Origin of the sequence: Chitinophaga sp. RAB17 (assembly GCF_052114225.1) — a bacterium.
Taxonomy (GTDB): domain Bacteria; phylum Bacteroidota; class Bacteroidia; order Chitinophagales; family Chitinophagaceae; genus Chitinophaga.
Genome location: NZ_JBFREI010000007.1, coordinates 287,313 through 301,074 on the forward strand (window position 1 = coordinate 287,313; position 13,762 = coordinate 301,074).

A 13,762-nucleotide genomic window follows, 5' to 3' on the forward strand; every position below is an offset into this window, starting at 1 on the left:
ATTTTCGTATACCAGTTCTGGTTTAATTGACGCGCTACTATGAAAACCTTGAAAAATGCGTGGATGTAGTTGACCAGGCGAACGTAAAGACATTTAATAACCATATCTTATCATTGAACCTATGGTGCGTAGTTCATCGTGGATTACCCCGTCATGGCTAATTTTACTATTAGACCTGGGGTGTTCTGTTATCGCAATCAATTTAGCTTTTCTTCTCAGATTGAATTTTGATGTAGATGCCTACTTGTATTTTCCTGTGGAGAAAATCGGAGCGGCAGTTTTGGGTGTATACCTGGTATTGTCGTTGCTATTACGTACTTACCGCGGTATCGTGAGATTTACGAGTCTCACAGATATTGGCCGCATTACAGGACTGAATCTTATCAGTTGCCTGATCCTGTTTACTTTTGGCTATAGCCGTGTACCGGATGCAAATCTCAACATCTTCCCGATTTCGGTGATACTGATTAATTTCTTCATCAGTTCTTCCTGTATGTTATCTTATCGCCTGCTCGTAAAATGGATCTTCAGGTACCATAATAACTTCCGCAATCATAGTCGTATCTCCGCTGCTATTTATTATACCGGCCATTCAAGTCTGATGCTGCGTAAGGCTATTCATGACGATCCTCAGTCAGATGTGAAAATAACCGCATTTTTAGCTGATACAAACGCACATGCCGGGAAGTCAATAGAAGGTCTTCCTGTATATGCTTCCCGTAAAGGCCAACTCTTTAAAATGGTGAAGGAAGGAAAGATCAAGGTATTGCTCATTCCTAATGATCACCTGGATGCAGCACACCTGAATGAGCTGGTAGAGGAATGTATTACATTGAATATAAGGGTCCAAAAAATTATTCCCGTGAGTCAATGGACAGAAGGTTCTAATAATAACAGCGTTCAATTGAAAGATATCAATATTGAAGATCTGCTGGAACGGTCTGTTATCAATATTAAAAACCTGGAACTCAGTAAAGAGCTGAAAGGTAAAAGTGTTTTAGTAACAGGAGCTGCCGGGTCAATTGGCAGCGAGATTGTAAGGCAACTGGTGGGGTATGAACCATCGGTCATTGTGCTTTGTGACAAAGCAGAATCACCGTTGCATGAACTGGAGCTGGAGATAGCGGAAAAAATGGTCACCGTACCTATTATTCCCTTCATCGGAAATGTGTGTGATAAAGTTCGCATGCAGCAGTTGTTTGAAATTTATGCACCTGCTATCGTATATCATGCCGCCGCCTATAAACATGTGCCGATGATGGAAAAAAATCCGTCCATCGCTGTGATGAACAATGTGCTGGGCACCAAAACAGTAGCGGAACTTGCCGTTGAATACGGCGCGGAGAAGTTTGTAATGGTATCAACGGATAAGGCCGTAAATCCTACAAACGTAATGGGTGCTTCCAAGCGTATTGCAGAGATTTTCTCTCAATCTTTCAATAATCACCTGAGCGAAAAATATCAGAAAATGGGGCCGGTGTACAGCGCACCACCAACACGTTTTATTACCACACGTTTTGGAAATGTGCTGGGTTCCAATGGCTCTGTTATTCCCCGTTTCAAACAACAATTGGAAAAGGGTGGACCATTAACGGTTACGCATCCGGATATCACCCGTTATTTTATGACCATTCCCGAAGCTTGCCAGCTGGTGCTGGAAGCAGGAGCAATGGGGCAGGGTGGCGAGATATTTGTGTTTGACATGGGTAAGCCCATGAAGATTGCCGACCTGGCCAGGAAAATGATACGGATGACAGGCAAAGAACCAGGTAAGGATATTCAGATTGTTTTCACCGGATTGCGTCCGGGAGAAAAACTCTACGAAGAACTACTGAATAATGCAGAAAATACATTGCCCACTTATCATGAAAAAATCATGATCGCCAAAGTAAGGCAATCTGATTTCACGGAAATCAATGAGCGGGTGAATCAACTGATAGAGTCAGCTCAAAAACATTACCTCACACCAACCGTGGCCAGGATGAAGGAATTGGTGCCAGAGTTCATCAGCAAAAATTCAGCTTATGAAGAACTGGACAAGGTAAAATAAGGATGTAAAATTATACTGTAAAAATATCTTTTCTGCAAGCCCTGGGCTCGCAGCAGGGGACGATTTATTTAAACTGTTTGCCAGTAATGAAAATAATTAATCAGGGCTTGTCCCGTTTCAGACGTTTTAGAAGTTTACTTGTTTTAATGGGGAGCATGCTCGCCTTATTTATGGGTGGCTGCTCATCACAAAAAAATATTGCATACTTCAAAGATGTGCCTGATACAGTTAAACGGCAGATGGTGGAGATGGCAACATACACTACGCCTGTTATACAGCCGGATGATATTTTGCAGGTAACTATCCAAACGCTGGATCCTGCATCTACCGCACTAATGAATCAGCAGAATTCACCAAACTGGTCGGTAGGTGGTACTTCCGGTGCAGCCGGAGCCGCTGCCGCCAGCAGTCCGGGCTACCTCGTAGATAAACTGGGATTTGTAACACTGCCACTGGTGGGGAAAATACTGGTGAAAGGAAAAACAACCGGAGATGTACAGGAAGCTATTCGTGCTAAAGCGGCAGAATTTTATAAAGATCCTGTAGTAAATGTTCGGTTTATAAATTTTAAAGTAACGGTACTGGGGGAGGTAACTAAACCAGCGACTTATGTAATGCCTAATGAGAAAGTTACTTTGCTGGATGCGATAGGCATGGCTGGAGATCTTACTATTTATGGTAAAAGAGAAAACGTTTTATTGATTCGGGAAATAGAAGGGAAAAAGGAATTTATCAGATTTAATCTCAATAGCAGCAATTTATTTACTTCTCCTTATTACTATCTGCAACAGGGAGACGTGGTATATGTTGAACCGAATAAGTCAAAGGTGGTTTCCACGGATGCAGCCCGTTTGAGGAATATTACAATTATATCATCCGTTCTGACGCTGCTGGTTGTAATCTTTTCAAGGGTTAATTTTTAAATGTTTGCTGTTTATGTCGGAGAATTATAATGGTAATGGACAAACTGCTGTAAATGTAAATGGTGTTTTACATCAGCATAATGAACCTGATAAGGTTTTTGATCTCAGGAAGCTGCTCGACAAAGTGATCAGTTACTGGTACTGGTTCCTTCTCTGTGTAGTGGCTGGCATCGCATTGTCGTGGCTATACCTGAGGTATGCAACACCCGATTATAAAGTGAACGCCAAAATATTGATACAGGATGATCAGAAAGGCGGCGACAGTCCGGAAAAGGATATGTTACAGCAATTGCAGATATTCAATAGCAAGAGCAATGTGGATAATGAAATGGAAATTATAAAGTCCCGTTCATTAATGGAGAAAACGGTCAGGGACCTGCAACTGAATGTATCCTATTGGCTGGAAGGCAGATTGAAAACAGCAGAACAATTCCGTAAACTGCCCTTCGCCGTGCAATGGACCAATCTGAATGATACACTGCCAGATGCTGAATATGTTGTGCGCCCATTGTCCGAATCTAAAGTACACGTAAGTGCCGAAGGGATCGTGAATAAGGATATTTCCTGGAACGACACGCTGCATTTACCGGAAGGAGTGATGAAGGTGATGCGACAGCCAGGTAATAACCTGATTAAGGAAAACTATGTGGTGAGAGTGGTATCTGTTGATAAAGCAGTAACCGTTTACCGAAATAAATTAGCTGTAAATATTCCTAATAAGCAGGTAAGTACTATCGACCTGACGATGACAAGTACTATCCCGGAAAAAGGGGAGCTCATATTAAATGAGCTGATTAATGCCTATATGCAGTTAAGCGTGGATGCCAAAAACAGGATTGCAGACAGCACTATCGCCTTTGTAGACAATCGTCTGGCACTGGTAAGCCGTGAGCTGTCAGGCGTAGAAAAAGATATTCAGACTTTCAAGCAGAATAACCAGCTGGCTGATCTAGGAGAACAGGCTAAACTCTTAATATCGAGTACGGGCGACTTCTCCAGGCAACTAACAGAACAGCAGGTTAAATTAAGCGTCATTGAATCCCTGGAAAAATACATCAATGACGAAACAAATAATAAACGGATTGTGCCCTCTTCACTTGTTCTGGAAGATCCCAACTTTGTATCTATTATTGGAAAGTATAATGGTCTGGAGTTGGAAAGAGAGCGGTTGCTGATGTCAAACACGCCGTCTAATCCGGCAGTGAAAAACATTGATGAACAGCTGGTTGGTCTCAGGGGAGATTTGAAAAGCAACTTGTCTTCTTTTAAAACCGGCATACAAACAAGTATTGGTCAGTTGCAGCAAAGATCCGGCGCCATTGACAGGAAGATTCAGCAGGTGCCCGCCAAGGAAAGGGTATTCCTGGATTATTCCCGCCAACAGGCGGTTAAGCAGGAACTCTACCTGTTTTTACTCAAGAAGCGTGAAGAATCTGCTATTTCCAAATCTTCCAACCTGGCTGGTGCAAGAATCATTGATCTCGCCAAAAGTGAAGCATTCCCTTATATGCCTAAGCGGGCTTTGATTTACCTGCTGGGAATGATACTGGGTATTATTTTACCTTCTATTGGTTTATATCTGCGGGGTATATTAAGTCGCCGTGTAGTCAACAAACTGGATATCACCGAAAATACACCTGCGCCTATACTGGCAGAAGTAGGACATACTGATGTAAAAACAGCCGTGATTATATCAAAAGATTCCGTGACGCCGGTAGCAGAACAATTCAGAGCGCTGCGTACCAACTTACAGTTTGTATTGCGTAATCCATCCGAGAAAGTAATCCTCCTGACATCCAGTATGAGTGGTGAAGGAAAAACGTTTATCGCCACCAACCTGGCGGCGGTTTTATCATTGTCAGGGAAGAAAGTGCTGTTGATGGAAATGGATCTCCGTAAACCCAAAATATCAGAAAAACTGGGTCTGGATAATCGTACCGGATTCAGTACCTGGTCGATTGGAAAAACGCCACTGAATGAACTAATCAAACCCTCCGGCATCAATGAAAATTGCTGGATGATCAGCTCCGGGCCCATTCCGCCAAATCCGGCTGAACTGCTGCTGACAGATGCCACAAAAGAATTGTTTCAGACCCTCCGTTCCCGCTTCGATTATATTGTTGTGGATGCGCCTCCGGTTGGACTGGTAACGGATGCCCAGCTACTCGGTAGCTTCGCGGATGCTACCCTTTACCTGGTAAGACAGGGATATACTTTCAAGCAACAGCTCCAGATATCCAAAGAGCTTTTCATCTTCCATAAAATGCCTAAAATGAACATCATTGTAAATGATGTAAAAGCTGGGAAAGGATATGGATACAGCTATGGATATGGCTATGGATACGGTTATAATGCCAATTCAGAGAAAGGATTATCTAAAAAAATCAAAGTAATATTCGGTAAGTAATATTATAAGAAACTATTCTAATCAAATTATCAATAAAATGAATCAGGAATCAAAAATTGCGATCATCGGACTGGGTTATGTTGGCTTACCGCTGGCGATTGAGTTTGGAAAGCTATATAGTACATTGGGATTCGATATTAACAGTCATAGGGTAGAAGAGCTGAGAAGTGGCTTTGATCATACCCTGGAGGCTGATCTCGAAGGGATGAAGGAAGCAATAGAGAAAAAGAAAGATGGCAAAGGAAAAGGACTGAGCTTCTCTGATAAAAAGGAAGAACTTAAAGCCTACAATACTTTCATTGTTACAGTACCCACTCCAATTGATCGTTTTAATGCACCTGATCTACGGCCTTTACTCAAGGCCACAGAAATGCTGGGTAGTATTCTGAAAAAGGGAGATACTATTATTTATGAATCTACTGTATTCCCTGGTTGTACAGAGGAAGACTGCATTCCCTTGCTGGAGAAAATATCCGGCCTGAAGTTTAATGTGGATTTCTTCGCCGGATATTCTCCGGAGCGTATTGTACCAGGTGATAAAGTGAATACGTTAACTACCATCAAAAAAATTACTTCCGGCTCTACACCTGAGGTGGCAGAAAGAGTAGACCAGTTATATAAAAGTATCATCAAAGCCGGTACGCATAAAGCGCCGAGCATAAAAGTAGCCGAAGCTGCCAAAGCCATAGAAAATGCACAGCGGGATGTCAATATTTCTTTTGTAAATGAACTGGCATTAATCTTTGATCGCCTTGGTATTGATACCAACGATGTACTGGATGCTGCCGGAACCAAATGGAACTTTCTGAGATTCAGACCCGGACTCGTTGGTGGGCATTGCATCAGCGTAGATCCTTATTACCTGGCGCACAAAGCGGAAGCATTGGGCTACCATCCGCAGGTGATTCTGAGCGGAAGACGTGTAAATGATATGATGGCGGTATTTATCGCTAACAAGATCCTTAAACTGATGGTAAAGAAAGGACGCAGAGTGGAAGGAGGAAAAGCACTGATCCTCGGTATTACGTTTAAAGAAAATTGCCCTGATATACGTAATTCCAAAGTGGTGGACATCTGCAAGGAGTTGACGGAATTTGGAATGAAGGTCGATGTGTATGATCCACATGCAGATAAGGCAGAGGTAAAAGAAGAATATGGTCTGGAGCTGATTGATAATGTGTCAAAACAATATGATGCTATTTTGGTAGCAGTGGCACACAATGAATTCCAGGCAATTGATTATAACGCCTTGAAGAATGGTCATGATGCAGTGCTGTTTGATGCGAAAGCCATTTTAGACCGATCTCTGGTAGACGGAAGACTATAGCGAAAAGCGGTTACCATACCCGATTTTCATAAATACAGGATTGTTGAAAACCCTTAGTTGAGAAACCTTTTGTTGAAAGACCCATAAATAAGAAGGATGAACCATATCAAAAAGAAAAAAGTAATGGTAGTTTTTGGCACCCGGCCGGAAGCTATAAAAATGGTTCCGGTTGTAATGGAACTGGCCAGACATAGTGACCTGATTGATGCAAGAACCTGTGTAACAGGCCAGCACCGGCATATGCTGGACAGCGTACTGGAAACTTTCAATATTACACCTGATTTCGACCTGGATATCATGCAGCAATCGCAGGATCTCTATGATATCACTATCAACATTCTGTCAAGAATGAAAGTAGTGTTGAAAGAGTTCCGGCCTGACCTGATCCTTGTGCATGGTGACACTACTACCGCTTTTGTGGTTTCGCTCGCGGCCTTTTATGAAAAGATTCAGATAGGACATGTGGAAGCGGGGTTGAGAACCTTTAACATTCATTCACCGTGGCCGGAAGAATTTAACCGGCAGGTAGTAGACAAAATTGCGGACCTCTGCTTTGTACCTACCGAAAAGTCTAAAGCTAATTTATTGAATGAAGGAATGCCAAAATCAAGCATATTTATTACCGGCAACACCGTAATAGATACATTGCTGCTGGCACTGGATAAAATAGAAAGCGATGCATCGTTGAAATTATCATTGGAACGAATTTTATTGGAGAGCGGATATGATATTTCAAAAGGCAGGCAATTTATCCTGGTAACAGGGCACAGAAGGGAAAGTTTTGGAGATGGTTTCCTGAATATTTGTGATGCCTTGAAAAATATTGCCACCCGCTTTCCGGATGTGGACATCGTTTACCCGGTTCACCTGAATCCCAATGTGCAGGAGCCTGTTTATAATAAACTGGGTGGCATTGAAAATATATACCTGACCAAACCACTGGATTACCTGCCATTTATTTATCTCATGAAACATTGTTACCTGGTGCTGACAGATAGCGGCGGTATTCAGGAGGAAGCACCAAGTCTGGGTAAGCCCGTATTGGTCATGAGAGACACCACTGAGCGTCCGGAAGCGGTAGATGCAGGAACCGTCATACTGGTAGGTACCTCTGCTGAAAAGATCTTCTATGAAACGGAGTGGCTCATACTGGATAGTGAAAGATATGCTGCTATGAGCATGTTACATAATCCTTATGGTGATGGTAAAGCTAGTGCCAGGATTATCGATGCTATTCTGGAAAAAACGGCTGTTACAAAATAAAGGTTAAACGGAATCACAACGGAAAATATGTAAAATATTTTCCGATCAAGATACTAAGATGATAATTATCCAGAAGTATATGCCGCGGCTTGCAGATATCATATTTGCGCTGAAAGCGAAGGTTAACAAATCAGAAGTTGGTAAGAAGATAGTACACGGTGTTTTCTGGACATTTCTGGGAACGGTGGTCTTCAGAGCCCTGATCTTTTTATCTTCTATTGTGATCGCCCGCATGCTTAAAAAAGAAGGTTTCGGAGAGATGGGAATGATCCGGTCAACGATCGACATGTTTATCGTTTTCTCCATATTCGGTCTGGGTATCACCACCACAAAATTTATTGCGGAATTCAGGGATACTGATAAACAGAAAGCGGGCAGAATAGCAAAGATGGCCATGCATATGGCTATTTTAATGGGATTGATTATCAGTGTTTCGTTGTTTTTTTCGGCGAGTCCGCTGGCAGAGCATTCGTTGGAGAATGCCCACCTCGGCACCGGGCTGAGATATGGTTCCTGGGCGATCCTTTTCTACGCTATTAATGGCGTTCAAACTGGAATCCTGGCCGGTCTGGAAGCGTTTAAAAAGATAGCGAAGGTTAACCTGATGGCCGGGGTTATTAACCTGCCGATTTCCATAGGGCTTACTTATTTAATGGGCGTAAACGGTGCTATTCTGAGTTTAACCATCAATGCACTTTTAATTGCCGTGTTGAGTTGGGTAGAGATCAAAAAGGAAACAAAGAAATTTGGTATCAATGTAAATGAAAAAGATTACCGCAAGGAGTTAAAGGTATTGTACACTTTCAGTTTACCAGCGGTTTTAAGTGGCATACTGGTATTACCGGTAAACTGGTATTGTAATGTGCTGCTGGCAAAAGAACCAACAGGTTATGCGCATCTCGGGGTATATAATGCAGCACTCAGTATTTCACTTATTATCAGTGTGGTAAATACTACGCTGGGGCAGGCTTTGCTGCCGCAGGTAATCCGCAATTTTAAACAGCGGAATGCTAAACTGGAGGCGATCAACAATTTTGTTCCCTGGGGTATCGGTATATTTTTATCGCTGCCTTTTATACTGGTGCCGGAAATGGCAGGTATCGCTTTTGGTAAGGATTTTACATCCGGCAATTTAAATGGTACAGTGGTGATCGTAATGATAGGTACTATCGTTATTGCACACCGGCAGGGTATAGCCAGAAATTTTGCAGCAGGTAGCTTTATGTGGTGGAGCATGTTAAGCAACGGTATCTGGGGGCTACTGGCTATTTTCTATATGATGGGAATTAAGCAGGGCGGTTCGGAAGGCCGTGCGGGTGCTTATGCATTTGCCTACTTTATCAGTACCGTGGCATTTGTTCCTTTCTATATAAAAAAGCAACTGGCAGATGCTTATTTCCTGATATCTCCTGAATCATTGGCTATCTGGGGAATCATCTTTATAGCATTTATAGTGATGATGATGTTCAAGTTGAGCATATACGTGCGGCTATTGATTTTGCTCGTTGCATGCGCCATTATTTTATGGATATTTTATAGAATTTATAAACATGTCAGGTCTGTTTCTTAGTAAAATATACAATGCTGTTGCCAACAGCATTCACAAAGCGGGTATCAGGCGGACAAAGTTCCACCTGCTGGGTGCAGGTGTGTCAATAGGTCGCCCGTTTCACTGCAGCGGGGAACGTAACATCTCTATTGGGGAGTACACTTATATTGGCCCTGGCGCCAAACTATATGGTGTAGGTGGTATTACCATCGAAAAGGGAACCATTATAGGACCTGATGTAACGATATACTCCGCCAATCACGTATTCAGAGACGCACATTATATTCCTTACGATCACCGGGTGGACACCAAACCTGTGAGCATTGGCGAAAATGTTTGGATCGGTGGGAATGTAATTATCGTACCCGGCACAAGTATTGGGGAGGGCAGCATCATCGGCGCAGGAAGCGTGGTAACAGGCACTGTAGCGCCGTTTTCTATTGTAGCAGGCAATCCCGCGAAAGTAATCGGTAGCAGAGACGCTTCACATTACAACAAGCTTAAAAGCGAGAATAAAATATACTTCAGGGCCAAGCAGCTGGGTACACTACAGCAGTAGCACTGACAGGGAAGACATTTGATAACCATATGAAAAACCATATAATAACCAGATAACATGAAAGTATTGGTAAGAGGGGGATACGGACTGAATAACTTTGGCGATGATGCATTGATGATTACAATGTATGATCACATAAAAGATATTCTGCGTGAAGATGAATTTGGCTTCTATTGCACCAAGGCAGATTACTTTAACGAGTTACTTCCTGCAGCAAGAATTATTTCTTCCGAAGATCTTTTTAGTAAGCTGGATGTAGATATGCTCGTTTACGGAGGAGGTACCCAGTTTTTCTCTTTCCCTAACACGCAGGTCAAGTATCTTCCTAAAATGACCCTGAAGAAATTGAAATATTTCTTTGACTATAAAACCCTCAAATCCGTTGTACTACCCCGTTTAAGAGGGTTTAAGAAAGTAAGCGGCATCAAAGCTGCCAAAACAGTGGCCATCGGTATTGGCGTAGGTCCGTTTGTAAAAGATTCTGTAGAAGAGCGGGTAGCAATGCAAACTTTCCGTCAGCTGGATCAGGCACTGGTTCGCGATGTGGTGAGTTATGATATGTGTAAATCGTGGGAATCCAAAGGATTGTTCCTGGGTAGCGACTTATGTTTTAATTCCTCTTTTGTCAGTAACTATTTTACAAAAACAAAACCCGCTGCCGATCCACGTGTGATTGGTATCATCGTGCGTGACTGGAAACATACAGATGAAGGACATGCCTATTACGGTAAGTTACTGGAAGCTACCCGCATCTGGCAGCAAAAGGGATACGAAGTAAAATATATTCTTTTTTCCGAAGAACGCGATCCTGAATGGTTGGATATTATTAAGCGGGAAAATATCGAAGCCATGATCTGGGATGCCAGACGATATACCTTCAAAGCATTCATCCAGGAACTGGCAGGTATTGATATGTTCGTTACTGCCAGGTTCCATGGGGCTATTTTTGCTGCGCTGCTCAACAAGCCTGCAGTGTGCATTGAAGTGGAACAGAAACTGAAAATCGTCAGCGATAACTTTAAATCGTTCGACTGCTGGAAATACCCGTTTGATGTTAACCAGCTGGTAAATTATGTAGAACAGATCCGTGCTGACTATGCAAACAGGATCCGTCTTTTCCAAACAGATCTTGACAGAGAGATTGCCCGGGGAGATCAGATGTTTTCTTTATTCAGACAAGCCATTCAGGAACTGTAGCACGTAAATTTTAGATTATGAGTAAGTTTAAAGTACATATATTTTACCCCCGTGTATATGATTTTGACGGAGGACATGTAACAGTAGGAGGTGTACAAACCTATCTGCTGTCGCTGGCTGCTGTGTTGGCAGGCGAGGGACTCGATGTATCCATTGTACAGTTTGGAAACAAAGATTTTAACAGGAAAATTGATAACGACGTTAACCTGGTAGGCTATAATCTGTCGAAACGCCAGATGAAGCCGTTGTTTGATCGCCACATATCACAGATTGATCCGCTGAACGACCTGGTGATCTGGGGTGCCGATACCCTGTCTGTAAAAATTGCGCCTTATAAAACGATCAGTATCCAGCATGGCGTATATTTCGATTCGCTGGAATTAAATACAGGCATGCGCAAGCTGATGGCGCAAATGCAGTTGAATGTGGTGACCAAATTAATGCAGTCTTTCAAAGCCTACAGTTACTTTACCAAATCAGAGTATAAGGTTTGTGTGGATTACAATTATTTATCGTGGTACCGCACGTTCACTTCGAGGGAAGGAGAAGAGAAGATTTTCGTAATTCCCAATTTTGCAAGTGTGAGTCAAACGCCCAATATCAATTTTGGCGGAGCGGGTGGGGAAACCATTAAGATACTCATCGCCAGGCGTTTTACCAAGATCAGAGGTATTGCAGTGATGGTGGATATTGTAGAAAACCTGAATAAAAGATACTCAAATCTGAGCTTCACATTTGCAGGGGAAGGGGAACTGGAACCCTTGTTGACGGAGCGATTTAAGCATCTCTCCAATGTTCATATTACCAAATACGACTTTAATGACTCCCTGAGGTTTCATGGCAATTTCCATATTGCGGTGGTGCCAACATTGGCATCAGAAGGTACTTCTTTTTCGCTACTGGAAGCAATGGGCGCAGGATGCGCGGTGGTAGCCTGCAATATAGGCGGGATCAATAATATTTTATTGAACAACTACAATGGCATGCTGACAATGCCGTTTGCCGAAAACATTATGGGGGCTATAGAGTACCTGGTGAATAACCCCGAAGAAAGAAAAAGGGTGGCTAAAAATGCCATTGACACCATAAAATACAGTTTTAACGCAGAAAGATGGGCTGACTCCTGGCTGGAAGTAGTACGAAAAGTGAATAAGCAAGCATGATACAGTTGGAATATAAAGATATAGCCGTGAATCATATGGCGCTGGATGCAGCATATAACCGCCATAGCAAAATCGCCAATTTTTTTGGGAGTGCTATCGTGCTGTTTCTGGCGCTGGGGTATCCTATTCAGTGTGCTGTTCCATTGTTCCTGAAAGTCAATTCAACGCCTGTTAACGCCGCTTTTCGGGTGTTGATAGCGCTTGCGTCGCTGGTAGTGATTGCCCGTGTACCATTTTCGATGAAGAAAGTATCGAAAGGTACTTTCCTTTTATTGTTGTTATGGTTCATTTATTCCTGCCGTCTTTTTGTAGATGTGAGTCTGCGTGGAATAGAGTTTGGTAATGGCAGGTACAGTACTTTCTTTATGTATTCCATGGCATTCGCCAACTGTTTTCTGCCGGTGATTGCGGTGGCAGCGGCAGCGCCTTATATCAATATAAAGCAGTTCCTGAAATGGGCATTCATCTTCACGTTTGTCAGCAATATCATCATCTTTGTATCCTTCTTTACAAGTAATGGTATTACGATGGCACTGATGTCTACCAGAGGTGCAGTGGGCGATGATCCCAGCGAAGCCATGATTAACCCGATTACCATCAGCTTCTATGGCATGTTGCTGGCTGTTTTAGCACTGAGCAAACTGCTTTTTGATGCACCGAAAACCATAAAAGGCGGTATCGCATTTTTTATATGTGTGATCATCGGAGTGGCCAACGTACTGCTGGGCGCATCCAGAGGACCCTTCCTTTCCCTCATATTATCGGTGTGCATACTCTTTTATTTTAAGTTAAGAATGTCCCGTAATACGGTGAGCATCGTGTTAAAGTCGGCCCTGGTTATTTTTATGCTGTTGGGCGGCCTGATGATGAGTGGTATAGGATCAAAGATATTTTCGGATGATGTATTCCTCTTTTATCGGTTAACCCACTTTTTTGATAACGTAGCCAATGGCGAGAAGGAAGACCGGGACTATGAATATGCCAGTGCCTGGGACCAGTTCAGTAATCACCCTTTTATCGGAGATAAATATGTGACGGATCATAGCCATATTTATCCGCATAACGTATTCCTTGAATTACTGATGTCGTTGGGAGCTGTTGGTGGCATCCTCTTTCTGCTGATTCTCTTTGAGGTGCTCATCAAAGCAGGCCATGCCAGCAGATACCGGCTACACCGTCATATTGCCTTGCTATTGATTTTGCTTGGATATTTATTATTGTCAATGACTTCCGGGGGGATCTTTATTACTCCCGGATTATGGATACTGCTTGCATTGTTTTTTGAAATAAAGAACAAGCCTTTCGATGAATCTTTAAACTGATT

At 42.7% G+C, this 13,762-nt stretch carries 10 protein-coding genes; all 10 read left to right on the top strand.

Going from position 1 to position 13,762, the window contains the following annotated elements; all coding sequences use genetic code 11:
- The first annotated feature begins 256 nt into the window (after positions 1-256).
- The 10 genes from AB4Z08_RS23400 to AB4Z08_RS23445 all read left to right on the top strand — a co-directional run bounded on the left by AB4Z08_RS23400 (position 257) and on the right by AB4Z08_RS23445 (position 13,760).
- A complete protein-coding gene (locus AB4Z08_RS23400) occupies positions 257-2,050 on the top strand; it encodes a polysaccharide biosynthesis protein (protein WP_441576213.1) in 1,794 nt (597 codons plus the stop codon).
- Positions 2,051-2,136: 86 nt separating this feature from the next.
- Positions 2,137-2,973: a polysaccharide biosynthesis/export family protein gene (locus AB4Z08_RS23405; protein WP_441576214.1), complete on the top strand. Its 837-nt coding sequence runs from the start codon at positions 2,137-2,139 to the stop codon at positions 2,971-2,973.
- 13 nt (positions 2,974-2,986) lie between these two features.
- A complete protein-coding gene (locus AB4Z08_RS23410; protein ID WP_441576215.1) occupies positions 2,987-5,380 on the top strand; it encodes a GumC family protein in 2,394 nt (797 codons plus the stop codon).
- A 37-nt stretch (positions 5,381-5,417) separates the two neighbouring features.
- A complete protein-coding gene (locus AB4Z08_RS23415; protein ID WP_441576216.1) occupies positions 5,418-6,707 on the top strand; it encodes a nucleotide sugar dehydrogenase in 1,290 nt (429 codons plus the stop codon).
- A 96-nt stretch (positions 6,708-6,803) separates the two neighbouring features.
- Positions 6,804-7,970 carry a non-hydrolyzing UDP-N-acetylglucosamine 2-epimerase gene (gene wecB, locus AB4Z08_RS23420; RefSeq protein ID WP_441576217.1) on the top strand — a complete coding sequence of 389 codons (1,167 nt, stop codon included), beginning with the start codon at positions 6,804-6,806 and terminating at the stop codon, positions 7,968-7,970.
- A 79-nt stretch (positions 7,971-8,049) separates the two neighbouring features.
- A complete protein-coding gene (locus AB4Z08_RS23425; RefSeq protein WP_441576218.1) occupies positions 8,050-9,540 on the top strand; it encodes an oligosaccharide flippase family protein in 1,491 nt (496 codons plus the stop codon).
- A complete protein-coding gene (locus tag AB4Z08_RS23430) occupies positions 9,521-10,078 on the top strand; it encodes an acyltransferase (RefSeq protein ID WP_441576219.1) in 558 nt (185 codons plus the stop codon). The genes AB4Z08_RS23425 and AB4Z08_RS23430 overlap by 20 nt, the downstream gene beginning before the upstream one ends.
- Before the next feature lie 57 nt (positions 10,079-10,135).
- Positions 10,136-11,275 carry a polysaccharide pyruvyl transferase family protein gene (locus AB4Z08_RS23435; protein ID WP_441576220.1) on the top strand — a complete coding sequence of 380 codons (1,140 nt, stop codon included), beginning with the start codon at positions 10,136-10,138 and terminating at the stop codon, positions 11,273-11,275.
- 17 nt (positions 11,276-11,292) lie between these two features.
- Positions 11,293-12,438, top strand: a complete 1,146-nt coding sequence (locus tag AB4Z08_RS23440; protein ID WP_441576221.1) for a glycosyltransferase family 4 protein — start codon at positions 11,293-11,295, stop codon at positions 12,436-12,438.
- The gene (locus tag AB4Z08_RS23445; RefSeq protein ID WP_441576222.1) at positions 12,435-13,760 is read left to right on the top strand and encodes an O-antigen ligase family protein; all 1,326 of its coding nucleotides are present in this window, start codon (positions 12,435-12,437) and stop codon (positions 13,758-13,760) included. Before AB4Z08_RS23440 ends, AB4Z08_RS23445 begins: the two co-directional genes overlap by 4 nt.
- Positions 13,761-13,762 lie beyond the last annotated feature (2 nt).

Bases quoted from the DNA above. Each gene is read 5' to 3' on its own strand.
- AB4Z08_RS23405 (WP_441576214.1), top strand. From the start codon at position 2,137: ATGAAAATAATTAATCAGGGCTTGTCCCGTTTCAGACGTTTTAGAAGT.
- AB4Z08_RS23410 (WP_441576215.1), top strand. From the start codon at position 2,987: ATGTCGGAGAATTATAATGGTAATGGACAAACTGCTGTAAATGTAAAT.
- AB4Z08_RS23415 (WP_441576216.1), top strand. From the start codon at position 5,418: ATGAATCAGGAATCAAAAATTGCGATCATCGGACTGGGTTATGTTGGC.
- wecB (WP_441576217.1), top strand. From the start codon at position 6,804: ATGAACCATATCAAAAAGAAAAAAGTAATGGTAGTTTTTGGCACCCGG.
- AB4Z08_RS23425 (WP_441576218.1), top strand. From the start codon at position 8,050: ATGCCGCGGCTTGCAGATATCATATTTGCGCTGAAAGCGAAGGTTAAC.
- AB4Z08_RS23430 (WP_441576219.1), top strand. From the start codon at position 9,521: ATGTCAGGTCTGTTTCTTAGTAAAATATACAATGCTGTTGCCAACAGC.
- AB4Z08_RS23435 (WP_441576220.1), top strand. From the start codon at position 10,136: ATGAAAGTATTGGTAAGAGGGGGATACGGACTGAATAACTTTGGCGAT.
- AB4Z08_RS23440 (WP_441576221.1), top strand. From the start codon at position 11,293: ATGAGTAAGTTTAAAGTACATATATTTTACCCCCGTGTATATGATTTT.
- AB4Z08_RS23445 (WP_441576222.1), top strand. From the start codon at position 12,435: ATGATACAGTTGGAATATAAAGATATAGCCGTGAATCATATGGCGCTG.